This window comes from Lysobacter sp. CFH 32150, assembly GCF_022758295.1.
GTDB lineage: Bacteria > Pseudomonadota > Gammaproteobacteria > Xanthomonadales > Xanthomonadaceae > CFH-32150.
Map to the genome: position 1 here is coordinate 172,927 of NZ_JALDWJ010000002.1, position 24,563 is coordinate 197,489.

Here is a 24,563-nt window from a genome sequence, read left to right on the forward strand (position 1 = left end):
ATTTTTGCAGCCGCGATCTCAGGCGCCGAAAGCGGCCCGCATCGAGGCGGCATCCGGGTGCTCGATCACGCCCTTTTCGGTCACGATCGCGTCGATCAGATCGTGCGGAGTAACGTCGAAAACAGGGTTCCAGGCACCGATGCCTTCGGCCACCGTGCGCGTTCCGCCAATCCCGTGAAGCTCGCCGGGATCGCGTTCTTCGATTTCGATCAGATCGCCGCTGGCCGTGGCCATGTCGACTGTAGACGACGGCGCTACCACCATGACCTTGACGCCATGGTGCTTGGCCGCGATCGCCAGTTGGTAGGTACCGATCTTGTTGGCCGTGTCGCCATTGGCGCAGATGCGGTCAGCGCCAACCACGACCCACTGCACCTTGCCGGTCTTCATCAGGTGCGAGGCGGCAGCATCGGCAATCAGGGTTGCGTCGATACCGTCCTGCTGCAACTCCCACACCGTCAGGCGCGCCCCTTGCAGCCATGGGCGGGTTTCGCCCGCGAACACTTCGTCGATGCGCCCCTGTGCAACGCCAGCGCGAATGACACCGAGCGCGGTGCCGAAACCCGCAGTGGCGAGCGAGCCGGTATTGCAGTGCGTGAGCACGCCACTGCCAGGTTCGATCAGCGCCGCACCGAGTGCACCCATGCGCCGGTTGGCGGCGAGATCTTCGGTATCGATCGCGCGCGCTTCGCGTTCCAGTGCGTCGCGCCAGTCGGCGCCGGCGCGTGCGAGCGCCGCGCGCATGCGTGCGAGCGCCCAGGCCAGGTTGACTGCAGTCGGACGCGCCGCGTTGAGTCGTTGCAAGGCCGGCTCGAGCTTGCTCGCAGCATCGGTGACATCGTCAGAATCAATCGCGCGCGTCGCCAACACCACGCCCCAGGCCGCGGCAATGCCGATCGCCGGTGCGCCGCGGACTGCCAACGCATGGATCGCGGCTGCGACCTCATCGCTGGTCCGGCAACTCAGGTACTCGACCACGAACGGCAGCTTGCGCTGGTCGAGCAGTTCGAGCGCATCGCCGGTCCAGCGGATTGGGCGAATGCGGTCGTAGCGGGCGTAATCGATGTCGGCGCTCATCCGCTTAGTTTAGCGGCAGCGGCATGACGATGAAAAAACCGCCGCAAAGCGCGGCGGTTTAGTGGAACGACACTGGGCTGCGAAATCACCAGACGTTGAATTCACCGCGGCAACCGCGATCGACCCAGACGCCTTGGCGATCCCAGCCCCAGCTTTGACCTTCGATACACACCGAGCGCGACAATTGCCGGACCAGCTCCGCGCCGCGCCGAATCGAGACATTGCAACGCCGGCCACGACCATCGCTGGACTCGCATCGCGTCGTCTGCGGACCGCCGTAACCATCGTCATAACGGTTGTCATTGCGGCCCCAGCCGTAGCCGCGATCACGGCGATAGCCGATTTCGAATTCGGCACGGCACCCCTGCGATACCCATAAGCCGTGGCGATCGCGACCCCAGGTCTGGCCTTCGATGCAGGGCGAGCGCGAGAGTTGGCGGATCAGGCGGACACCGCCACGCGCGTCGATCGGACAGCCGCGGCTGCGACCATCATTGGATTCGCAACGGATGACTTGTGGGCCCGCGTCGCCGTAACGATCGTCGTAACCGTAGCCGTCATTACGCCCGCCATAACCGAGGGCGAACTCCCCGCGGCATCCTCCCGACACCCAGATGCCGTTGCGGCCGTAACCCCAATTCTGGCCCTGGACGCAGGCACCGCGGGACAACTGGCGCACCAGGCGCACGCCGCCGTAGGTATCGGCCGGGCATTGCTGCGTGCGGCCGTTCACCGACTCGCAACGCACGATGCCGCTGTCGTTGCCAGGGTAAGACTCATATCCGTATTGCTGCGCGACCGCGGCGCCGGAAGCGACCGCACTGCACACAAGCACAAGACTTGAAGCGATCAGCAGTCGCATGACGGCACTCCTCCGTGGCCTGACGCGCACTCTAGCGTGCGGAACTGAATCGCGGCAGAAGATTTGCCGCCCTCGTCTGCGCGGCTAAAAAGACATTTAGCCGCCGTTTCAGGCGTGGGCGAAATCGAACGCAAGCACGTCGCCGATGCGGTCCGTGCCCAGCATCGCCATCAGCAAACGGTCGACGCCCAGCGCAACGCCAGCGCAGGCCGGCAGGCCATGCTGCAAGGCCGCGAGCAGGCCTTCGTCCAACGGTGGTTCGGCGTGTCCCCGCATCTGTCGGATGGCGTGATCGCGCTGGAACCGCGCCCGTTGTTCGCCCGCGTTGGCGAGTTCGTGATAGCCGTTGGCCAGCTCCAGCGGACCGAGATAGAGCTCGAAGCGCTCCGCTACCGGCGGGTCGTCGCTACGGATGCGAGCGAGTGCGCATTGCGATGCCGGATAATCGTAGACAACGAGCAACTGATCGCTGGGAAACGATGGCTGCAGCCGATGCGTCATCAGCAGATCGAGCCAGTCGTCGCGAGTCAGGCCAGCCGGGTCGATGCGGATATCGCCAAGTGCATTGCGCAACTGCTCGTCGCTGGCCTGCATCGGGTCCAGGCCGAGGCGCTGCGAATACAACTCGCGATAGCTCTGCTTTACGACTTCGGCATCACGATCGACTAGCGCCAGCGCCTCCTGCACCAGCGCCCCGGTTTCATCGATCAGGCGCTGATGGTCCCAACCCACCCGATACCATTCGAGCATCGTGAACTCTGGATTGTGGCGCCCGCCGGCCTCGCCATCGCGGAACACGCGGCCGAGTTCGTAGCAATCGCCAAGTCCTGCCGCGAGCAGGCGCTTGAGCGGGAATTCCGGCGATGTGCGCAACCAGCGCGTGCGCGGCGCGCCCTCGGTGCGACCGCTGAATTGCAGCGAGAACGAGGCGATGTTGGGATCGGTGTTGCCGGCGCGGGACAGCACCGGCGTTTCAACCTCGAGCACGCTGCGGGCGGCAAAGAACGCACGGATCAGTGCGTTGAGCCTTGCGCGCAACCGCAGCGCATCAAACGCGGCCGTCGGCTGCCAATCCGACATCATCCGCCCCTGCCCCAAACCCTGTCCCTGCTCTTGTGGGAGCGACGTAAGTCGCGATCGTGTGGCATCGCTGCGCTCTGATCGCGACTTACGTCGCTCCCACAGGTGAAGGGGAAGCTCATTGCCCGTTCTCGGCCAGGAACGCCAGCAGCCGCGCCTCGTCCCAGATCTCGACGCCCAATTCCTGGGCCTTCACCAACTTGCTGCCCGCTGCTTCACCGGCAACGACGAAGGATGTTTTCTTCGACACGCTGCCTGACACCTTGGCGCCCAGGGCTTCAAGCTTTGCCCCAGCCTCATCGCGCGACATCGCCTCCAGACCGCCGGTCAACACCACTGTCTGCCCAGAGAGCGGACCCTCGCTCGAGCGCTGCGGCGCACCTTCCGGCCAATGCACACCGTTGGCGCGCAATGCGGCAATCACTTCGCGGTTGTGCGGCTCAGCGAAGAAGTGGGCGATGCGCGCGGCGACGATCGGGCCGACGTCGGGCACCGTCGTCAGCGTGGCCTCATCGGCGGTCATCAGCGGGTCGAGCGCGCCGAAGTGCCGCGCAAGCGTCTTGGCCGTCGATTCGCCGACATCGCGGATGCCGAGCGCGTACAGCACGCGTTCCAGTGTCGTGTTGCGGCTTGCATCGATGGCCGCGATCAGGTTCTCGGCCCACTTGGTCGCGACCTTGCCCGCTTTCACGGTTTCTGGCGTGCTGCCTTCACGCTCATCGGCGCGACGCTTCATCGCGACGAAATCGTCGAGCGTCAGCCGATACAGGTCGGCGACACTGTGCACGTAGTCGAACTCGACCAGGGCCGTGATGAACCGCTCACCCAGGCCGTCGATATCCATCGCCCTGCGCGATGCGAAGTGGAACAGCGCCTGCACCCGCTGCGCTGCGCAGTACAGACCACCCGTGCAACGCGCGACGACTTCCCCTTCCTCGCGTTCGACCGCCGAGCCGCACACCGGGCACTGCGTCGGCAACTGGTACGGCGGATGCAGCGGCTTGCCACGCTTGTCCAGTGGCCGCCGTTCTTCGATCACCCGCACCACTTCCGGGATCACATCGCCGGCGCGCCGCACGATCACCGTATCGCCGACACGCACGTCCAACCGTGCGATCTGATCGGCATTGTGCAGTGTCGCCCGGGTCACGGTAACGCCGCCCACATGGACCGGTGTCATCAGCACCCACGGCGTGACTGCGCCGGTACGGCCGACATTGACCTCGATGGATTCCACTGTGGTCGCTTCTTCCTGCGCCGGATACTTGTGGGCCAATGCCCAGCGCGGCGCACGCGAAACGAAGCCCATCGCACGTTGCTGGTCGTAACGATCGAGCTTGTAGACCACGCCGTCGATGTCGTACGGCAATGCGTTGCGACGCTCGCCGATGCGATTGAAATATTCGAGCAACCCGCCAGCGCCACGTGCGACGTCCACTTCTGGAGAGACCGGAAACCCTAGCTCACGCAGCCATGCCAACGTCTGCGAATGCGTGGATGGCAGCTTCGCGCCATCGGTTTCGCCCAGCGCATAGGCATAGAACGCCAGCGGCCGCTGCGCGGTGATGCGTGCATCGAGCTGGCGCAGTGAACCAGCTGCGCCATTGCGCGGATTCGCCAGCGTCTTCTCGCCATGTTCGCGCGCCCAGTCGTTGTAGCGCTCGAATGCGGCCTTCGGCATGTAGATTTCGCCACGGACTTCGAGCACCGGCGGCGCCTTGCCGCGTAACTTCAGCGGGACTGTGCGCACCGTGCGCAGGTTGGCGCTGACATCTTCGCCGGTGGCTCCATCACCACGCGTCGCGCCACGCACGAACACACCGTGCTCATAGCGCAGGCTGATGGCGAGGCCGTCGAGCTTGGGCTCGACCGAGAACGCAGGTTCCTGATCGCCGGTTTCCTTGCTGATCCGCGCGACGAATTCCTGGATTTCACCGTCGCTGAAAGCGTTCGCCAGCGACAGCATCGGCACTGCATGGCGAACCGATGCGAACTTGCCGGATGGCGCATTACCGACGCGCGCGGTGGGCGAATTAGGGTCCGCCAGTTCCGGATGTTCTGCCTCGATCGCTTCCAGCTCGCGCAACATGCGGTCGTATTCGACGTCCGGGATGTCCGGCTCGTCGAGCACGTGGTAGCGGTAGTTGGCGTCGTCGAGCCTGCGACGGAGTTCGATGACGCGGTCGGCAGGCTTGGAGGTGGTCTTTGTCACGCGCTAGTCCTTCACGCCGTCATCCCGGCGAACGACGGGATCCATTTTGACTTTGATTCAGCAGCGGCAAAAGCAAGACCCAGATGACTTGCTGCGCTCGCTCTTCGGAGCATCCCTCGGATGTTCAGCGCTTGGCGCTTGTCCCGCTTTCGCAGGAAGGCGAGCAAGGGCTACCAGCGCGCAGGCTTGGTCAGGGGCGGCGCTTCATGCTGACGATCATAGCCGCGCAGTTCGTCGCGGATGTGGGCGATGCGCTGGCGGCCGAGTGCATTGCGCGACTCGTCGAGCACCACGCCGTCGAGCAATTCGGACATGCGTTGTGCCGTGGGTAGCATCTTTTCCCAGGCATCCAGTGCGGTCAGCGGCGCCGGCAGCGTCAGGAAGAACGCGATCGCCGGCGTTTCCAGCTCCTGGATCGTCGCCATGTCGAAGCTGCCGGGTCGCATGATGTTGGCGACGCTGAAGATCGGTCCGCGCTCGGGATGGTTCTCGACCAGTCGATGGAAGATCTGCATGTGGCCATAGGTCAACCCGGCCTTCTCCGCAGCGACGACGATGTCGGGGCCGCGCAGTTTCTCGCCGGCGCGCGCGGCGACATACAGCGTGATGATTTTTTCGAAGCTCGCCTCGCCACGGCGACCGAGGTCGTTGTGCCCGGCATCGGCGGATTCGCTGCCGGACAGCCCGAGTTCCGATTGCACGGTCGGTTCTGACCCACCCCTGGCGAGCTCGTCTTCCAGTTGCGCCCCCAGTGTCGGCTCGATGCGGCTGCCGTCGCTGCGCTCCGCGACGCGCCGGCCCTGTCCCGGTTTACGCGGGCGCCCGAAGAAATAGATCGCGGCGATCAACAACACACCAGCAATGGCGATGGCGATGCGCAACACGGTCGTATCCATCGTTTCTCCTCGTTACGCGGCGCCGGCGAGGCGCGCGGCTTCGGCCAGGTCCACCGAGACCAGGCGGCTGACGCCCGGCTCTCGCATGGTCACGCCCGAGAGCTGGTGCGCGGCTTCCATCGTCGCCTTGTTGTGGGTCACGAACAGGAACTGTACCGCCTCGCTCATCTCGCTGACCATCGCCGTGAAGCGACCGACGTTGGCTTCATCGAGCGGCGCGTCGACCTCGTCCAGCAAGCAGAACGGTGCCGGGTTGAGGCGGAAGATCGCGAACACCAGCGCCACCGCAGTCATCGCCTTCTCGCCACCGGACAGCAGCGAGATGTTCGAGACGCGTTTGCCCGGCGGGCGCGCCATGATCGCAACGCCGGTGTCGAGCAGGTCTTCGCCGGTGAGTTCAAGGTAGGCATGGCCGCCGCCGAACAGGCGCGGGTAGAGTTCCTGCACACCGGAATTCACGCGGTCGAAGGTGTCCTTGAAGCGACCGCGGGTTTCGCGGTCGATCTTGCGGATCGCGTCTTCCAGGGTTTCCAGCGCGGTGGTGAGGTCGGTGTTCTGCGCGTCGAGGTAGTCCTTCCGCTGCGCGGCCTCGGCATGTTCGGCGATCGCGGCCAGGTTGACCGGCTCCAATCGGCGCAGCTTGGCGTCGAAATCGGTGACCGCTTTCTCCCACACCGCGAGGTCGGCATCGGCCGCAAGGCTGGCGATGACTTCATCGAGCACGAAACCGGATTCGACCACCGCAACGGAAAGCTGCTCGGCCTTGATCACCAGCGCCTGTTGGTCGAGTTTGCGCTGCGAAATCTTTTCGCGCTGCGCCAGCGCCTGTTCATCGCGCTGGTGGCGGGTCTGTTCGTAACCGCGCAGTTCGTTGTCGATGCCTTCCAGCGCCGAGCGTGCGGCTGCCAGCGCTTTTTCGGTACGTACGCGTTCTTCGAGTGCGGCCTGGCGCTCGCTCTCCAGCGCGTTGACCGGCGTATCGCCTTCGGCCAGTTGCGACGCGAGTTCATTGAGGCGCGTATCGAGCTGACCGCGTTGCCCGCCCATACGTTCAAGCGCCTGGGACAACGCGACGATCTGCGCGCGCTGTGATTCAAGGGTCAGTGCCAACGCGTGTGCGGTGTCCCGCGATTCGCGGGCGGCGGAACGCGCGGCGTCGCGGGCTTCGCTGAGCGTGCGACGTTCGGCGTCAAGCGCCTGGCGCGTGGTTTCCAGCTCGCCCATGCGCGTGACGGCGTCTTCGAGCTTTGCACGCGCTTCACGGGCCTGCTCGCGGCTGGTGTCGAGCGTGGCGATGAGTTGCGCGACGTCGGCATCGATGCGCTCGATGCGATTGCGTGCGGAATCCAGCCGCCCCTGTTGGCTCTGCAGCTGGCCTGCCAGTTCCGACACGCTGCGATGGGCAAGGTACGACGCGCGCTGCGCGTCTTCGCGGTGCTGCTCGGCAGCAAGCAAACGATCGCGCCAGGCGGTGATGCCACGCTCGAGCTCGTGCTCACGGTGCTGCAGTTGTTCGATTTCGGCGCGGAGCGACTGGATCTCGCGCTCGCGCAACAACGCGCCCTGCTTGGTCGCACCGGAACGCAGTACGCGTACCCAGCCGGCACCGAGGCGCTCGCCGTTACGGGTGATGACCGATTCGCCATCGCCGAGGCCAGGCAACAGCGCGCGCGCATCACTCAGGGTCTCGGCCGCATGCAACTTCGACAGGATGCGGCGGATCGCGATTGGGCCCTGCACCTTCGCTGCCAATGACGTCGGCGCAAAAGCGATGGCGTCATTGTGTGGATCGACCAGGGTCAAGCGACCTTCGCCGAGCTCACCCAGCGCATCGACCAGTGCTTCCGGCGATTCGACCAGCACGCCCTCGATCAGTTGACCAAGCGCGCTTTCAACTGCGTTTTCCCAGCCGGTTTCGACGACGAGCTTCTCGCCGACACGCGCGGCGGAATCCAGCCCGCGCTGCTTCAGCCACGCCGTCGCGGCGCCCTGTTCCTGCCCGAGCGCGGCATGCTGCAGCGTTTCCAGCGAAGACAGGCGGCCGCGCTTTTCCTGCGCTTGCTTGCGCACGTCCGCAAGTTCGGTCTGCGCGGTGCGCTGCTGGTCCTGCAGTTCGGTGACGGCGTGCTTGCGTGTCTCGACGTCGGCATTGAGGCCGTCGAGCGAGGTTTTCTGCGTGTCGTGCTGCGCCTGGATCCCGGCGAAGGCTTCCGCCAATGCAGTCAGGTCCAGGCCGGCACGTTCGGCGAGGAGTTGTTCGCGACGACGGTCGGCATCGAGAGCCTGGCGGTCAAGATAATCGACGCGGGTACGCTCGACGTCGCCGGCGCGCGCGGCTTCGGACTGCGCACGGGTGTGTGCGTCCCAACGCTGCTGCCAGTCGGCCAGTTTCGCCTCGGCTTCGCGTAGTGCGTCCTGCCGGGCCTGGTCGTCGCCTTGCAGCTGCGCCAGTTGCGGTTCGGCCTCAGCGATGGCGCTGCGCAGCACGCCGAGCTTGGCTTCGTCGCCGCTGATGTGGCTGCCGAGTTCGGCCAGCGCACTCTGGGCTTCGTCGCGCGCACGCTGCAGGCCTTGCGCCATTTCGCGCTGGTGCGCGATCTGTTGTTCGATCCGGGCCAGCGTGCCGCCGACCTGGTAAACCTCGGCCTGCGTCTTGTTCAATGCTTCGGTGGCTTCTTCGCGGCGGACCCGATCGGTTTCGATCTGGCGTTCGGCTTCGCGCTGCTCGGCGATCAGCTGCTGCAGCTTGGTTTCTTCCTGCGACAACTTCTCGCGCAGCGATTGCACCCGCGTATCGAGGGCGCGGTATTCCAGCGCCTTCCACTCGGCGTCCTTGATCCGGCGTTCGGCCTGGATCGACTGGTATTGCTCCGCCTGGCGGGCCTGGCGCTTGAGGTGCTCGAGCTGCTTGCCTACTTCCTCGCGGAGATCGTTCAAACGATCGAGGTTCTCGCGGGTATGACGGATGCGGGTTTCGGTTTCCTTGCGCCGTTCCTTGTACTTGGAGATGCCGGCAGCTTCTTCGAGGAACACGCGCAGATCCTCGGGCCGCGCCTCGATGATCTGGCTGATCATGCCCTGCTCGATAATCGAATAGCTGCGCGGGCCGAGGCCGGTGCCGAGGAACAGATCGGTGATGTCGCGGCGGCGGCACTTGGTGCCGTTGAGGTAGTAATTGCTCTGGCCGTCGCGGCTGACCGTGCGCTTGACCGAGATCTCGTTGAACGCGGCGTATTCGCCGGTGATGGTGTGGTCGGCGTTGTCGAAGATCAGTTCGACCGTGGCTTGCGACACCGGCTTGCGCGACGACGAACCGGAGAAGATCACGTCGGTCAGCGAATCGCCGCGCAGGCGACTGGCGGAGCTTTCGCCCATCACCCAACGCACCGCATCGATGATGTTGGACTTGCCGCAACCATTCGGCCCGACCACGCCGGTCATGTTGGTCGGCAGGTGCAGCGTGGTCGGATCGACGAAGGATTTGAAACCGGAGAGCTTGATCGTGGACAGGCGCATGCGGCGGTCGTCGGGCCCCTGCAACGCCAATGGCTCGCGCCGGCGTTGCATAATAAGAAGATAGGTTTGATTTTTCCGCTAAGTGACTGAATTTACTTGCGGTGAAACGACGCAAGCGTCATGTTCACGGGCGAGTATAACGGGCTGCCGCAGCGCCGTCCCGAGCGGCCGGAAAGGGGACGCTCAGGCCTCGGCGTCGATCCGGCGGCCGGATTCGGGCTCGAAGAAATGCAGGTGACGCGAAGCCAGGGCGATCGGCAGCGGAGCGCCGATCTCCGGCAGGGTCTGCGGACCGAAACGTGCCACTAGAGACTGCGGGCCATGGCGCAGGTTGACGAAGACTTCGTTGCCGACGGGTTCGACCACTTCCACTTCGGGCGCGAAGGCGGCGCGCGCCTCGCCAGCCTCGGCGGTATGCAGGTGCTCGGGGCGTACGCCGACCGCGATCTCACGGCCGAGGCATTGCGCCGGCAGGTCTGCATCGCCTAGGGGCACACTCCAGCCATCGCCGAGATCCAGGGCAAGGCCGTCCTGCTGGACCACCTGCCCGCGCAGCACATTCATCGCCGGGCTGCCAAGGAACGTCGCGACGAACAGGTTCGCAGGCCTGGCGTACAGGGCCATCGGCGTATCGATCTGCTGGATCACGCCATCCTTCAACACCACGATGCGCTGGCCGAGGGTCATGGCCTCGATCTGGTCGTGGGTGACATAGACCATGGTGGCGCCGAGCTGGCGGTGCAGACGCGCGATCTCCACGCGCATCGACATGCGCAGCTTCGCGTCGAGGTTTGACAGCGGTTCATCGAGCAGGAATACCTGCGGCTGCCGGACCAGGGCACGACCGAGCGCCACGCGTTGCCGCTGTCCGCCCGACAATGCGGCAGGCTTGCGGTCGAGCAATTGCCCCAGCTCCAGCGTCGCAGCCGCCTCGCCCACGCGGGCGGCGATCTGATCCTTGGGGAGGCCTCGCAACTTCAGGCCAAAGCCCAGGTTCTCGGCGACGCTCATGTGCGGATACAGGGCATAGCTCTGGAACACCATCGCGATGTCGCGATCCTTGGGGGCAACGTCGTTGACCACGCGCTCGCCGATGCGCAGCGTGCCCGAGCTGATGGCCTCCAGGCCCGCGATCATCCGCAGCAGCGTCGATTTACCGCAGCCCGACGGCCCGACCAGCACCAGCAGCTCGCCATCGCCGACCGTGAAGCTCGCGTCGTCGACCGCGACCTGGCCGTTCGGATAGACCTTGCGAATCCCTTCCAGCGACAGACCTGCCATGTGCCTCCCGGCGAAGTTGTGGACAGCGGCCATGCATTTGATCGAGAGCTGGGCTATTCTGCCATGTAATCGTTTACATGCCGCCACTTCCAGCGATCAGGGGAACCTACGCGATGAGCCAGTCGCCTGCACAGGACTACGCTGCACCTGACTACATGTTCCCGGAAGGCTTCCTGTGGGGTGCCGCCACCGCGGCCCACCAGATCGAAGGTTCGCCGCTGGCCGATGGCGCCGGGCCGAGCATCTGGACCCGCTTTGCGCATACCCCGGGAATGACCCTCAACGGCGATACCGGGGATGTCGCCTGCGACCACTACCGGCGCTGGAAGGACGACGTCAGGCTGATGCGCGAGCTCGGCCTGCAGGCATACCGCTTCAGTGTGTCGTGGTCGCGGGTGCTGCCGGACGGCACCGGCCGGGTCAACCAGCAAGGCCTCGACTTCTATTCGCGCCTGGTCGACGAACTGCTGGCCAACGGCATCGAACCGCTGGTGACCCTGTATCACTGGGACTTGCCGGCCGCCCTCGACGACCGCGGCGGCTGGCTCAATCCGGACATCGCGCATTGGTTCGCCGAATACGGTGAGGTGATGTTCCGCGCGCTCGATGGCCGGGTGAAGAAGTGGGTGACGCTCAACGAACCCTGGGTGATCACCGACGGCGGCTATCTGCACGGTGCGCTGGCGCCGGGACATCGCAGCCGTTTCGAGGCGCCGATCGCCAGCCACAACCTCATGCGCGCCCATGGTGCCGCGGTAAAGGCCTATCGCGCAGTCGGCAAGCACGAGATCGGCCTGGTGGTGAACCTGGAACCGAAGTACGCCGCGTCGGAGTCTACCGAGGACAAGGCCGCGGTCGAGCGAGCGCATGCCTACATGAACCGCCAGTACCTCGATCCTGCCCTGCTCGGTAGTTACCCGGACGAATTGCGCGAAATCTTCGGGGACGCCTGGCCGGAATGGCCGGCGGAAGATTTCGCCCTGATCAAGCAGCCGCTCGATTTCATCGGCATCAACTACTACACCCGCAACGTCACCCGCGCCGACGGCAGCTATCCGCTACGCGCCGGTGCGGTCAAACAACCGCTTGGCACCTACACAGAAACCGGTTGGGAAGTCTTTCCGCAGGGGCTTACCGACACGCTGCAATGGGTGAAGCAACGCTACGGCGATCTGCCGCTGTACATCACGGAGAACGGCGCCGCCTTTTTCGATCCTCCCGTCGCTGAGGAGGGTCGCGTCCGCGATCCGCTGCGCACGAACTACCTGCGCAAGCACATCACCGCCATCCACGACGCGATCAAGTCCGGGTGCGACATCCGTGGCTACATGGTGTGGTCGTTGCTCGACAACCTGGAATGGTCGCTCGGCTATTCCAAGCGCTTCGGCATCGTCCACGTCAATTACGACAGCCAGGAACGCACGCCCAAGGACAGCGCCCGTTGGTACGGCAACGTGATCGCAACGCATGGGCGCAGCCTGGCCGATCCGTTGCCGGGTTGATCGATCGGGAAGGCGCCCTACTTCGCCAGCTCAACTTCCACGTTCGCCGGCGACGCGCGTATCCGCAGCTCACCATTGTTCCATTGCGCCGCCGCGCCGTCGATCCGCGCGGCACCCGGCTTGCCGGTATAGGGCCACGGCAACACGATGCCACCAGCCGGCACGCGTAGTCCCGCAGATAGCTGCAGGCGCAACTTGCCGCCAGTACGACGCAACGAGTAGCCCAGCTTGCCGTGCGGCGTGCGCAGGCCCTCGATCGCGACGCCCTCCCCGTCCAGCCAGTCGGCCGGAATGCCGGCTGCGATCACCAGTGCGTCATCGACATCGCGCTCGTAGGCGAACAGGTCCAGCGCCGACCTGACGTAATCGGATTCGACCCACGCATGCGGCAGGTCGCCGAGGAAGAACGGCTTGCGCGGCGTGTGCGATACCACTTCGGCCCATTGGTTCCAGGTGCGCGGTTGCTGGTCGGCGAAGAAGAAATCCAGGGCTTCATGCGCGCGATCGCGCCACCCGAGGCGAATGAAACTGCCGATGGTGCGCAGTTCGTACGGCGTGTAGTCCTTCCACTCGCGCTTGCCGTCGCGGCGCTCGACGAATTCCTTCCAGTAACGCTCGAAAGTGTTGCGCAGGAGGTCTTCGGGCAGGCGGCCCTGTTCGCCTCCGGGCGCCAGCGCGATCGTGGTCGACGTGGCATCGAAGTCGCCGAGTTCGGCAGACCCCGGAATGAAGTCGATGCCGCGTTGACGTGTCGCAACGCGCAGCGAGGCGTACAGGTCATCCCGGAACTGGTCGCGCGACGCCGCGAAGCGATCGGCATCGGCATCGCGTCCCAGCCACTGCGCGATCTCGACGGCGTCCTTGTAACCGCGCAACGCCCAGAAATCGTCCCAGTACGAATGCATCGGTTTGGCCGAATAGCCTTCGTGGCTGATCGACGCGGGCATCAACCCGTAGAACGCGGGGTTACTGGCCCGATTGGCCTCGGTGCGCTCGCTCAGGCGCAACTCGTCCATGTACTTCACGGCACCGACGACGTGCGGCCACATCGCCTCGAGCGGTTCGCGGTCGCCGGTGTAGCGATACAGTTCCGCGACGGCGTAGATCAGCTCGCCGTGGCTGTCGTTTTCCGGTACCGGATCGCTGCCGCGGTCGTCGACGCAGCACGGCACCTTGCCGTTATCGAACTGGTACGGCGCGTACCAGCGCAGGAACTCAGCGGCGACATCTTCGCGACCGAGCCTCAGCAGTCCTTCCGAGATCATCGCGCCGTCGCGGATCCATGCACGCGCGTAGGAGCGCGTGCCCGGCTGCAGACGCGGACCGACGCGGCTGATCAGCATGTGCGCCAGTGCCGTACGCAACGTGTCGACCAGGTGTTGCGCCTTTTCCGGCACGCGGATCCGGACATGGCCCAGCTCTTTGCGCCATTCGTCCGCCACGCTTCGTTGCATCGCATCCGCGGTGCAGGTATTGCCTTCGCAGAAGGCACCGCCTGTCAGCGGGATAAGCAGATCGATGTCTTTCGACTCGCCCGGCCCCAGATGCAAGCGATAGAGCATCGCACCGGAAGCCAAGCCGGTTTCGTCCGAAACGCGTTTCGTGTCGGGCAGCGTCCCTTCAGCAAGATGCGACACCGCCATCCCGGCATCGAATGCAGTCGCAAAGGCAGCATCGGGACTGACGCTGGCGTAGACGCGTTGTTTGCCGGCCACGGAAGCGATGCCGTCCTCGAAGGACAGCACCTCGATCCGACTGACGCCGCCTACGGTGTTGAGGAACTGACTTGGCGGGTTGACCTGGAACGGCTGCACGGCCAACGCGAAAATGTAGTCGCGTGACGAGATTGTGGGGTTGCTCAGTCGATAGCGGGCATGAAGCTGCGAACGGTCGCCTGAAAACGATGTGTGACCGAACGAGGTGATGCGCAAACCAAAGTCCGCATGCTTCCATTCGACGCTCAGAATCGGCAGATAGCCGTCCTGCAGCGACTGCGTCGCGCGCACGTCCGCCCAGGTCACCAACTTGCCGTCGCTGACCACGAACGGTTCGATACTGAAGCCGCCTTTCGCGACTTCAATCGCACCGTCCTCGCCAATCAGGCCCTGTTCCTTGCCACCGTCGACACCGACGATCGTCCAGTACGGCTGCTCGCCGACGAACCCGCGCGGATACCAGCCGCGCGGCGCATCCTTCGCCAACGCCTTGATGAAATCGTTCGGCGTCGCGGCAAAAGCCAGTTTTTCGATGGCGACTTCGGCCAGACCGAAGTTCGTGCCCGGCCCGTCTTCCAGGATCAGGCGCAGATAGCGCGCCTCCGATTCGGGGAGCGCGATCGGATCGACGCCGCCGTTGCCCAGCGTCACTTTGCGAGCTTCACGCCAGGTGCGGCCGTCGTCGGACCAAGCGATGCGGTAAACCGAGGCATGTTCGCCGTCGCGCCAACGCAGATTCAAGCCGCCGAATTCGCGTTCGCGACCGAGGTCCAGCGTCAGCGTTTGCCCGGCGCGCTTCGGCACGCGCCATGCGGTCGCGCGGTCGCCATCGACCGCGTTTGCCGCGCCGTCATCGGCGACATGCGTCGAAGCGCTTGCGACGGGCTTCGGCGCCGGCGTGTCGTCGACAGGAAGTTCGCGGAACAGCAGTTCATCGATGCACACCGTGCCCTTGCCGCCGCCCTTGCCGGCGCTGATGGTGATCTCGAAGGTTTGCGTCTTGCGCAGCGTCTTGTCTTCGCTCGGACCCCACGCGAACGTGATATGCCGCTTCTTGAGCTTCAACGGCGTCCACTCGCGCGGCAGCGGGTAGTTCGGTTTGTTGACCCACCAGACGTTGTCGCCGCTGGAGTCGCTCAGCTTGAACTCCAGGTTGTTGACCGGGCCCTCGCCGCGCAACTGCAACGCGAATTCGTAATTGGCCGGATAGGTCATCGGCAACGTGCGCCGGGCCACTGCATAGCCGGAGACGCCGTTGAAGTCGTAGTCGAGGCAGAGAGCCTTGCCCTGCACGCCATCGGATTGGCGCAGGCTGGCCGAGACGCTGTCGGAGGCGACGGCTTTCCAGTTGTCGATGGTGTCGAAGCTGTCGAGAGCGCGTGGGCCTGGTTGCGCCGATGCAACGAAAGCAAGCGCAAGCAGCAATGCAAAGACCATCCTCACCCTTTGACGCTCCCGACCAGCAGGCCCTGCAGGTAATAACGCTGCAGCACCAGGAACAACAGCAGCACCGGCAGCACCGTCACCACCGAGCCCGCCATCATCAGTTCGTTATCCATCACATGCTCGCGCGACAGTGACGCCAACGCCACGGGCAAGGTCTGCAACTGCTGGTCGCTGAGGACGATCAACGGCCACATGAAGTCGTTCCATGCGCCGAGGAAGCTGAAGATCGCCAGGGTCACCAAAATCGGCTTGAGCGCGGGCAGCACGATCTGCCAGAAGATGCGGAATTCGCCGGCGCCATCGATGCGCGCGGCTTCCAGCAGTTCGTCCGGGATGGTCCTGGCGTACTGGCGCACCAGGAAGATGCCGAAGATCGCCGCCATCCCCGGCACGATCGCACCGGCATACGTGTTGACCAGGCCCATCTGCTTCAGCATCAGGAACAGCGGCATCATCGCGACCTGTCCCGGAATCACCAGCGCCGCCAACAGCCCGCGGAACACCCGATCGCGGCCCAAGAATTTCAACTTCGCGAACGCATAGCCCGCCATCGTGTTGAACAGCAGCGAGAGCAGCGTGATGCAGGTCGCGACCAGGAAACTGTTGGCCAGATAGCGACCCATGCCGGCACGCACGAACAGCTCGCGGTAGTTGTGCCAGGTGGGTGCGTCGGGCAGCAACGGCGGCGGGAAATGGCTCGCTTCGCCCGTCTGCATGAACGACACCGACAACATCCACAGCAACGGCGCGATGCTGAGGGCGGCGAGCCCGATCAACAGTCCATTGATGATCGCCGCAGCGAAGCGGTGCTGGGCGGCATGCATCATTCCGCTCCCCGCCTGCGCGCGAACCACAGCAAGCCGCTGGTGACGGCGGTCATCAGCACGAACAGCAAGAACGCCACGGCCGATGCATTGCCGAGGTTCCACCACTTGAACCCTTCTTCGTACATCAGGTACAGCACGCTGACCGTGCTTTCCAGCGGCCCGCCCTGGGTCATGACGTAAGGCTCGGCGAACAGTTGGAAGTAGCCGGCCATGGTCAGGATCCCGACCAGCAACAGCACCGGGCCGAGCATCGGCAGCGTCACATGCAGGAACTGCCGCCACACCGACGCGCCATCGATGCGCGCGGCTTCGTACAGATCCTCCGGGATCGACTGCAACCCGGCGAGGAAGATGATCATGTTGTAGCCGAAGTTCTTCCACACCGCGAACAGGATGATCGTCGGCATCGCCCAGTGCGGATCGCCGAGCCAGTCGACCGGATCGATGCCGACCGACGAGAGGCCCCAGTTCACCAGCCCGTACTTGGTATGGAACAGATAGCGCCAGATCACCGCCACCGCGACCACGGTGGTGACCACCGGCGCGAAGAATGCGGTGCGGAAGAACGGCTTGAACCGACCCAGCTTGGAATGCAGCAACAACGCGGCGCCCAGCGAGACCGCGATCGACAACGGCACGCCGACGACGACGAAATACAAGGTGTTACCGAGCGCCTTCCAGAACAGCGGGTTCTGCAGCAGGCCGATGTAATTGTCGAAACCGACAAAGCGCAGGTTGTCGATATCGGCAAGCGCATAGATGTCGAAATCGGTCAGGCTCAGTGCCAGCGCGGCGATGACCGGCAAGACGAAGAACACCCCGATGACGCCGAGCGCGGGCGCCGCGAACATCCAGCCTGCCGTCGAGGCTTTCATTGCGCACCAGCCGAGAGCGTGTGGTGGTCCAGCATCCAGCGTCGCTTCTCGAGGATGCTGTCGGCGCGCCGGTCGAGCTCGACCGCGGCCTCGTCGACGGTCATGCGACCGTTCGCGACCTGCTCGCCCACCAGACGCATCTCGGTGGCGATGCGTTCCCATTCCGGGACTTTCGGCGTCGATACGGCGCGTTCAAGCTGGATGCGGAACGCACGCGCATGAGGATCATTGCCCAACGCGGGTGTGCGCCACGGCGAGCGGCGCGGCGGGAGGTTGCCGGTCAGCGCGTGGAAGCGGGCCTGCGTTCCAGGCTCGGAAAGGTATTCGATCAATTTCCACGCAGCCTGTTTGTGGCGCGACTGGCGGAAGATCACCAGGCTGGTGCCGCCGGCTACCGAAGCACCAGCTCCATTGGGTCCGGGCAACGGCATCGTCATCCAGTCGTCCTGCTGGTCCTGCGGCAGGCGCTCCTTGAACTTGGCGATGTTCCAGGGGCCGGAGATATAGAACGAGAAGAAGCCGTTGCCCAGCTCGTCCCAGACATTCGAAATCTGCACGTTCGTGGCCAACGGCGCCCAACGCTTGTCGAACATCTCCTTGTAGAACCCCAGCGCATGCCTGAAACCGGCGCTGCGGAAGTTGCCGTAACGGCCGTCGTCGCGCAGCAATGGTTCGGGTTCCTGGATCGCCAGGTTCAGCAGCGGCTCGAATTCGTTGAGCGGCAGCAGGATCGCGTAATTGTCCGGGCCGACTTCGCGCTTGATCGCGGCCATCGCTGTCCGCCACTCGTCCCAGCTCTTCGGTGGCGCACTGACGCCGGCCTTCTTCAACAAGTCGGTGCGATAGAACGGCAGCCGTGTTTCGACGTACCACGGCACGGCATAGACGTTGCCATCGACGACGCCGCTGTCCCAGGGGCCGGGAAAATAATCGGCGGTGTCCAGGGAAGGCGTTCGCGCGATGAATGGATCGAGCGGTTCCAGTGCGTCGAGCGCGGCGAACTCCGCAATCCAGGTATTGCCGAGCGGAACCACATCCGGCAACGCATCGCCAGCGAATCCAGTCAACAGTTTTTCGTGTGCAGACAACCAGGGGAGTTGCTGCAAGTCCACCTTGATGCCGGGATTGCGGCGCTCGAATTCCGGGATCAATTGGGCGACGACTTCGCCTTCGTACCCCATCGCCCAGAACCGCACCACTTCCTTGCCATCGTCGCGTTCGCGCATGCAGCCGCCGCACAACGCCAGCAGCAGGCAGCACAGCCATGGCAGTGGTGAGCGCGAGCGCATGCAGCAATCGTCAGTGCGGCTTTGTGACGGAAGCGTGCTGGCTATCGGCTGCTGCGCTCGCCTTCTGCTCCAGCCATCCGCCCTTGAAGCCGGCACGTTCCAGGCCGCGGCGGATGTGCGGGTTCCTGCGCATCACCTGCCACACGAAATCGCTTCGATAATTCTCGATCATCAGCACGATCGGGCCCTGGTCGATACCGAGATAGTCGCCATCGATCCAGCCGATGCCGTCGACGATCTTGCCATGATGCAGGTCGGCATCGGCATAGGTGAAGCTGGGGTTGAACGCATCGAGGAAGCCGTATTCGGCGTAGATCTGCTTGCCGTAGCGTCGATGCATCTCCTCGATGGCCGGAATCGCAATCTCCGGCGCGAAGGCGATCGAACCGGCGGCTGCGGTCGGCGCGATCGTGCCGTCGTCGAGGATGTATTCGATGCCGGCGCCACGCGCGGAATAGGTGCGGAACAGGCGCGCCTCGCCCTTGTATTCGAAGCTGGCGTCGATCGGGCCATCGCTGGCGGTCAGGCCCCAGACGTTCTTGCCGTAACCCTGCCACTGCGACGGGTTTTCTTCCGCATAGGCCTGCTGCGACAGCACCGCGCGGCGGCTGTTCTCGAAGTAATCGATCCCGCGCTTGCGCATGTAGTTGTCGTGGATGCCGCGGAAGTCGATCCAGATGTGCGAATACTGGTGGCCGAACAGCGGCGGGAAGCTCAGGTGCTCCTGGCCATGGAACTTGCCCCAGGTGCGATCGTAGGTCGAGGTCCAGGCTTCGAACGCATCCTTGCCGACCGGATGCGTCGGCGATCCGAGCGCGAGGATGTACACCAGGATCGCTTCGTTGTAACCCTTCCAGTCGTAGGCATGCATGCCGTGCTCCGGCGTCCAGCCCATCGATATCCAGGCACCACGTTCCTGCGCCCAAGGCCAATCGACGCGACCATAGATTTTCTCCGCAAGACGGCGGATCTCGGTTTCGCGTCGATCGTCGCGATCAAAATATGATTGCGCGAACAGGACACCGCCGAGCAGCAGCGACGTATCCACCGTCGACACTTCATTGGTGCCACTGCGCACGCCGCTGTCCATTTCCAGGAAGTGATAGAAAAAGCCCTTGTAGCCGGCGGCGCCGGACGCGTTGGGCCCTTGTGGTGCGCGCGCGAAGAAACGCAGCGTGGCCAGCGTGCGGTCGACGGCCTGCTCGCGGCTGATCCAGCCACGTTCGACGCCGACGCCGTATGCGGTTAGGCCAAAACCAACTGCGGCGATGCTCGAAGACGAAGGCGTCGGCCAACGATCCGGCACCAGGCCGTTATCCGGGTTGCCCAGTTCCCAGAAGTAATCGAAGGTGCGGCGTTCGAGGTCGTCGATCAGCGCGGGAACATCGCGCGACTGCATCTGCAGGGGCGTCGCAGGCGGGTTGGACGCAGCTGTCGCCTGATCTGAAACCGGTTGCCGCTGGCATGCGGCGATGACCGTCAGCAAACACACCGGAATGAGCAAAAATCGAAAACGACCAGCGAGTAAAGGCATTAGCAAATCAACCTGTCTTCAAGAAATCCATTGGAGCTTCGCAAACGACCCGCCCGCTAAATGCGGGCGGGTCGGGGCGACATCACCATCTAAAACCCGCGGAGAGCTTGAACATGCGCGGCGGCCAGACCGTCCCGTTGCCGGTGCGGATGCCGTAGTTGACGTCTTGCACGCCATCGACGCCTCTGAACGTACCGAAGTCCGTCAGATTCTGTGCGTTGGTGACGTTGAAGACATCGCCGCGCACCCAGAGGCTCAGGTCGCCTTCGATGGTCCATTCCTTCTGCACCGCGATGTCCCATTGGCGGAACTTGGCGTCATCGAAGTACCCAGCCTCGAATGTGCCGTAGGCGCAGTTGTCCAGGCCGGCCGGAGTCGGCTGGATACAGTTCAGGACGTTTTTGGCGGCAGGGCTCGCCAACGTGAGCTTGGTCGAGAACGTGAGACCCCAGAACTCGACAACGCCTGTGCCTACGAAACGGTGCTTGGAGATGCCGATCGATTCCACCCACGGGTGGTCGTCCAGGTTGGGGTAGTCGAATACGTAATGCTCGTCGCCGTTGGCCGCATTGCTGCGGTTCTCCTCCGAGTCCGTGTAGGTGTAGGCCAGCGTCACGCTCCATGGGGAACTGGGGGTGAAGGGCTTCTCCGCGGACAGCAGCAACTGGTTGGCACGGGTTTCGAGGCCGTTGTCGGCCTTGACCAGCGTGCCGAAGCCAGGAATCGGCTGGCCGAACGGAGCACCACCGAACGTGCGGCCGGGACCGTAAAACGTTCCGTCCGGATAGCGGTTGCCGAGCGAGAAGATGATGCCGTCGTAGCTACGGATATGCGCCACGGTGACCGATGTACTCCAGTCGTGCCCCATCAGCGGCACGACATTCCGCATGCCCAAGCTGAATTGATCCGAATATGGCGTCTCGAGGTTGTTGTTCATCATGTTCACTTCCTGCCCCAGGTTGGGGTTGGCAGCGACCAGTGCATAAAGCTCGTTCAGATCCTTGTACCTGGGATCCCAGGCAACGCAATTGCCGGTGCCTTGCGTGCATGGGTGACCTGCCACGTCGAAGTTGAACGAGTAGGTCGGGAACGTGTTCCTGGCCTGCTCGAGCGCGAGGTAATCGAATAGATTGCGATCGTAGGAACGACCGGCGCCGCCGAAGATGACATGGCGCTGATCGGCGTTCAGGTCATAGGAAAAGCCCAGGCGCGGCGCCCAGTTGTCGTCGTCGGCATCGCGGTTGTTGCCGTTACTGATGTAGTCCTCGATGTTGTAGTCGGTGTTCTGGATGTTCTGCCATCCGCGTAGCGCGGCGGCCAGGTTGTCCGGCGTCCGGTGGTCCAGATAGCTGGGCGTTTCCTCGTAGTCGTAACGCAGGCCGAAGTTCAGCGTCAGGTGCTCGTTGACCTCCCAATCGTCCTGCAGATAGATGCCGAACTGTTTGTTGCGTGAGCTCACGTTGCGATCCGCGATCCCTGGCAGCGGGGCGCCGAATTCGACCCGGAATGGGATGAAGCTGTCGACCGTGGTGTTCCCTGCCGCCAGGTTGCGGTAGTAGTCGACCCGGAACTGCTGGTTGAACGGCTGCTGCTGGAATGCATCCACGCGTACGGACTTGAACTTGACCCCGCCCTTGATCGTGTGCCCTTCCCAGCCGGTGAAGGTCAGGTCGTCCTGGAACGCATACCCCTTCTGGCCCTTGTCCTGGAAGTCGCGCCCGCCGCCGACATTCAGGATCAACCTGCCGTTATTGTCATTGAGCGTGTTGACGATGTTATAGCCCGGTCCGATCGTCACGGGGCGCGGATTCCAGTAGTCGTCTTCGGACGTGATGTGCGCGTCGTTCAACCAGTCCCCGACCGTCCATTGCCAGCGCAGGTCGATGCGCGTGCTGTCGTTGTTCTTGTTGCTCGCATAAGAAAGGGTGTTCGCACCGCCGATGCCGGTGACTTCCACCTCTTCGCGCACCTTCGCGGACAACTCGACCAGGTTCGCGTCGTCCGGCTGCCAGGTGAGTTTGCCGAAGAACATGTCCTCCTCGAATGCCGCCGACGTGGGGCCTGTCTGATCACGCAGCTCCTCCGTCAGGTCCGCGAGACTGAACGCAGAGTCATCGGGGCTGACGTCACGCGGCCGGGTGAGGTCTTTGGCTTCATACGTCATAAAGAAGAACAGGCGGTCGCGAATGATTGGCCCGCCGAACGAGGCGCCGTACTGCTCCGTGAGTGAAATCGTCTTCCTACCGCCGGCGCGTTCCTCGGCAAAAGTAGGCGACCGCCAATCGGTACTGGTCCTGTCCCAGAAGACGCTGCCGTCGAACTCGTTCGTGCCTGATTTAGTGACCGCAGTGATCGCCGCACTGCTGACCTGGTCGTATTCGGCCTTGTAGTTGGAGGTGATAACCTTGTATTCGCCGATGGCCAATTGCGGGAACGGATTGCCGCTGGTCGAATCCTGGCTGCTTACGCCGCCCTTCAAGACGTAGTTCTTCTGGCCCACGCCATCAATGAAGACGTTGATGCCGTTGGAGTTCTGCGCGCCGCCGCGCAGTTTGGTCGAATCATCGGAGCTCGTTTCGAAGATCATGCCGGGCACCGTGTCGGCGAACGCGAGGAAGTTACGCGACGCTTGTGGCAATACCTCGATCTGCTTCTGGGAAACATAGGTGGCGACTTCCGATGTCTTGGTCTCGGGCAGCACGGTCCCCACCACCGTCACCGTCTCTAGAGTCGTCGGCGCAGCCGCCGCGCCGACAGCGAGATCCAGGGTCGCGGTCTGTCCGACCTGCACTCGCACAGTCTGCGAACTGGTGCGGCCGCCCGCAGCAACGTCGATGCGATAGGTGCCCGGCGGCAAGCCAGTCACGGTGTAACTGCCATTGCCGGTGGCTTGCACGGTGCGGGTCAAGCCGGTGGCGAGGTTGGTCGCGGTCACGCGTGCGTCGGCAGCAGGGGCAGCGTCCACCGTGACCTGGCCGCGGACCGTGGCGGCGGTGGTTTGCGCGATGGCAATCGGGGCAGCCAAGGCCAGGCAACTGGCCAATGCACAGCACAACAACGTGCGGTTGTAACGACGCGACGACTGGTTTTGATGCTTCATGACATGTCCCCTCCCAGGGCGGTCAGGTATTCGTGTAATCGGTTACATCAGCGGACAAGGTGTGGGTAGGTCGATTTGCATCCATGGAAAAGGAGCCCGGGCGCGTTGCTGCCGGCGCTGGATCAGGAACTGTCGGTGCGAGCCTGTCGCGGCGCTTCGGCCCGGGTCGATTCGCGGACGATGAGTTCGGGCGCGAGCAGGATTTCCGTCGGGACCGTCGCGTCGTCCTGTTCTGGTCGATCGAGCAAGGCACGCAGTGCGCGCCCGCCGAATTCGGTGATGTCGACGCGCATCGTCGTCAACGAAGGATGCACGTAGCGCGAGAGTGGAATGTCGTCGAATCCGGCCAGGGCAACATCGCCGGGCACTTGCAAGCCGGCCTGGTTGAACGCGAACAGGCAGCCCAGCGCCATCATGTCGTTGGCCGCGAAGACGGCGTCGGGACGCTGCTTCGATGCCAGCAATTCGCGGCCGGCACGGTGTCCGGAGGCTTCATCGAAATCGCCCGGCAATATCCAGGGCTTGGCGTCCGGCAATGCTTCTGCGATGGCATCGCCATAACCACGCAGGCGTTCGTGGGCGTCGAAGTTGTCTTCCGGGCCAGCGATAAATGCGATGCGGCGGTAGCCGCTTTCGATCAGGTGGCGCATCAGCGTGCGCGCGCCGCCGTAATTGTCGATGCTCAACGTGGGAATGCCTGCACCGGGCAAATGCGTGTTCAACAGGACGGCGGGCATCGAATGCGACAGGTTGTCGGCGAGCCCATCGACATTGTCGAGGTAAGGCGACATCACCAGCAGGCCATCGACGCGACCACGCATCGCCCGCAACGCAACACCCTGCTCTTCCGGATTGCCGTGATAACTGGACACCAGCAAATGCAGGCCCCGCTCGCGCGCGACCTGGTCGATGCCACGCATCAATTCGGAAAAGAATTCACCGTAGAGATCCGGCAGCACCACCCCAATGGTGCGAGTGCGGCGACTGCTGAGGCTGCGCGCGGCATGATGCGGGCTGTAACGCAATTCGTGGGCGGCGCTGAACACCCGCTGGCGCACGGCTTCGGTAACATTCTCATGTCCGTTGAGGGCTCGCGAAACGGTCGCAACCGAGACATTGGCGCGTCGTGCGACATCCTTGATGGTGATGTTCACGCCGCTCATCGACCCTCCGCGAGCTGCGATAGCCCGGGGCGACTGTAAACGTTTTCAACGAAACGTGTAAAGCAAGCGTTATCTTGCTGCCAACGCCCCGCCTCAAAACGATGATACGTAGGCCTGGCGGGGCTTTCGGAGCTGCTGCACCGCAGCAGAACCGGGGCGATTTACGTTGCACCGCAACATAATTACCG

General features: G+C 63.8%; 15 protein-coding genes. 1 reads left to right on the forward strand and 14 read right to left on the reverse strand.

Annotated features, from left to right (window positions below; all coding sequences use genetic code 11):
* Positions 1–18: 18 nt before the first annotated feature.
* The 7 genes from mtnA to ugpC all read right to left on the reverse strand — a co-directional run bounded on the left by mtnA (position 19) and on the right by ugpC (position 10,924).
* Positions 19–1,077, reverse strand: coding sequence for an S-methyl-5-thioribose-1-phosphate isomerase (gene mtnA / locus MO486_RS04245; RefSeq protein ID WP_242904817.1), 1,059 nt, complete (start codon positions 1,075–1,077; stop codon positions 19–21).
* A gap of 85 nt (positions 1,078–1,162) precedes the next feature.
* Entirely contained in the window at positions 1,163–1,939 is a 777-nt protein-coding gene (locus MO486_RS04250; protein ID WP_242904819.1) for a DUF3011 domain-containing protein, read from the reverse strand.
* A gap of 108 nt (positions 1,940–2,047) precedes the next feature.
* Positions 2,048–3,019 (reverse strand): EF-P lysine aminoacylase EpmA, encoded by a 972-nt coding sequence (gene epmA / locus MO486_RS04255; RefSeq protein WP_242904821.1) that lies wholly within the window; start codon positions 3,017–3,019, stop codon positions 2,048–2,050.
* A 118-nt stretch (positions 3,020–3,137) separates the two neighbouring features.
* On the reverse strand, positions 3,138–5,231 hold the full coding sequence (gene ligA / locus MO486_RS04260; protein WP_242904823.1) for an NAD-dependent DNA ligase LigA: 2,094 nt from the start codon (positions 5,229–5,231) through the stop codon (positions 3,138–3,140).
* A 170-nt stretch (positions 5,232–5,401) separates the two neighbouring features.
* Positions 5,402–6,127 (reverse strand): cell division protein ZipA, encoded by a 726-nt coding sequence (zipA, locus tag MO486_RS04265; RefSeq protein WP_242904825.1) that lies wholly within the window; start codon positions 6,125–6,127, stop codon positions 5,402–5,404.
* 12 nt (positions 6,128–6,139) lie between these two features.
* The gene (gene smc / locus MO486_RS04270; RefSeq protein ID WP_242905335.1) at positions 6,140–9,643 is read right to left on the reverse strand and encodes a chromosome segregation protein SMC; all 3,504 of its coding nucleotides are present in this window, start codon (positions 9,641–9,643) and stop codon (positions 6,140–6,142) included.
* Positions 9,644–9,826: 183 nt separating this feature from the next.
* Complete coding sequence (ugpC, locus tag MO486_RS04275; protein ID WP_242904827.1) at positions 9,827–10,924, reverse strand: sn-glycerol-3-phosphate ABC transporter ATP-binding protein UgpC; 1,098 nt, start codon at positions 10,922–10,924, stop codon at positions 9,827–9,829.
* 113 nt (positions 10,925–11,037) lie between these two features.
* On the opposite strand from ugpC, the gene MO486_RS04280 reads away from it, so the two are divergent.
* Complete coding sequence (locus MO486_RS04280) at positions 11,038–12,426, forward strand: GH1 family beta-glucosidase (RefSeq protein ID WP_242904829.1); 1,389 nt, start codon at positions 11,038–11,040, stop codon at positions 12,424–12,426.
* Positions 12,427–12,443: 17 nt separating this feature from the next.
* Here the strand turns inward: MO486_RS04280 and MO486_RS04285 are convergent, their stop codons facing one another.
* The 7 genes from MO486_RS04285 to MO486_RS04315 form a co-directional block, all read right to left on the reverse strand.
* Positions 12,444–15,578: a discoidin domain-containing protein gene (locus MO486_RS04285; protein WP_242904832.1), complete on the reverse strand. Its 3,135-nt coding sequence runs from the start codon at positions 15,576–15,578 to the stop codon at positions 12,444–12,446.
* Between the two features lie 2 nt (positions 15,579–15,580).
* Entirely contained in the window at positions 15,581–16,414 is an 834-nt protein-coding gene (locus MO486_RS04290; protein WP_242904834.1) for a carbohydrate ABC transporter permease, read from the reverse strand.
* Positions 16,411–17,289: a sugar ABC transporter permease gene (locus MO486_RS04295; protein WP_242904835.1), complete on the reverse strand. Its 879-nt coding sequence runs from the start codon at positions 17,287–17,289 to the stop codon at positions 16,411–16,413. Before MO486_RS04295 ends, MO486_RS04290 begins: the two co-directional genes overlap by 4 nt.
* The gene (locus MO486_RS04300) at positions 17,286–18,578 is read right to left on the reverse strand and encodes a sugar ABC transporter substrate-binding protein (RefSeq protein ID WP_242904836.1); all 1,293 of its coding nucleotides are present in this window, start codon (positions 18,576–18,578) and stop codon (positions 17,286–17,288) included. Before MO486_RS04300 ends, MO486_RS04295 begins: the two co-directional genes overlap by 4 nt.
* Before the next feature lie 10 nt (positions 18,579–18,588).
* A complete protein-coding gene (locus tag MO486_RS04305; RefSeq protein WP_242904837.1) occupies positions 18,589–19,977 on the reverse strand; it encodes a glucoamylase family protein in 1,389 nt (462 codons plus the stop codon).
* A gap of 217 nt (positions 19,978–20,194) precedes the next feature.
* Positions 20,195–23,212 carry a TonB-dependent receptor gene (locus tag MO486_RS04310; RefSeq protein ID WP_242904838.1) on the reverse strand — a complete coding sequence of 1,006 codons (3,018 nt, stop codon included), beginning with the start codon at positions 23,210–23,212 and terminating at the stop codon, positions 20,195–20,197.
* Between the two features lie 122 nt (positions 23,213–23,334).
* The gene (locus MO486_RS04315; RefSeq protein WP_242904839.1) at positions 23,335–24,375 is read right to left on the reverse strand and encodes a LacI family DNA-binding transcriptional regulator; all 1,041 of its coding nucleotides are present in this window, start codon (positions 24,373–24,375) and stop codon (positions 23,335–23,337) included.
* Positions 24,376–24,563 lie beyond the last annotated feature (188 nt).

Coding starts and splice junctions, on each gene's coding strand:
- MO486_RS04250 (WP_242904819.1), bottom strand. CDS start 1,939: ATGCGACTGCTGATCGCTTCAAGTCTTGTGCTTGTGTGCAGTGCGGTC.
- MO486_RS04290 (WP_242904834.1), bottom strand. CDS start 16,414: ATGATGCATGCCGCCCAGCACCGCTTCGCTGCGGCGATCATCAATGGA.
- MO486_RS04310 (WP_242904838.1), bottom strand. CDS start 23,212: ATGAAGCATCAAAACCAGTCGTCGCGTCGTTACAACCGCACGTTGTTG.
- mtnA (WP_242904817.1), bottom strand. CDS start 1,077: ATGAGCGCCGACATCGATTACGCCCGCTACGACCGCATTCGCCCAATC.
- zipA (WP_242904825.1), bottom strand. CDS start 6,127: ATGGATACGACCGTGTTGCGCATCGCCATCGCCATTGCTGGTGTGTTG.
- ugpC (WP_242904827.1), bottom strand. CDS start 10,924: ATGGCAGGTCTGTCGCTGGAAGGGATTCGCAAGGTCTATCCGAACGGC.
- MO486_RS04295 (WP_242904835.1), bottom strand. CDS start 17,289: ATGAAAGCCTCGACGGCAGGCTGGATGTTCGCGGCGCCCGCGCTCGGC.
- smc (WP_242905335.1), bottom strand. CDS start 9,643: ATGCGCCTGTCCACGATCAAGCTCTCCGGTTTCAAATCCTTCGTCGAT.
- MO486_RS04285 (WP_242904832.1), bottom strand. CDS start 15,578: ATGGTCTTTGCATTGCTGCTTGCGCTTGCTTTCGTTGCATCGGCGCAA.
- MO486_RS04280 (WP_242904829.1), top strand. CDS start 11,038: ATGAGCCAGTCGCCTGCACAGGACTACGCTGCACCTGACTACATGTTC.
- MO486_RS04300 (WP_242904836.1), bottom strand. CDS start 18,578: ATGCGCTCGCGCTCACCACTGCCATGGCTGTGCTGCCTGCTGCTGGCG.
- MO486_RS04315 (WP_242904839.1), bottom strand. CDS start 24,375: ATGAGCGGCGTGAACATCACCATCAAGGATGTCGCACGACGCGCCAAT.
- MO486_RS04305 (WP_242904837.1), bottom strand. CDS start 19,977: ATGCAGTCGCGCGATGTTCCCGCGCTGATCGACGACCTCGAACGCCGC.
- epmA (WP_242904821.1), bottom strand. CDS start 3,019: ATGTCGGATTGGCAGCCGACGGCCGCGTTTGATGCGCTGCGGTTGCGC.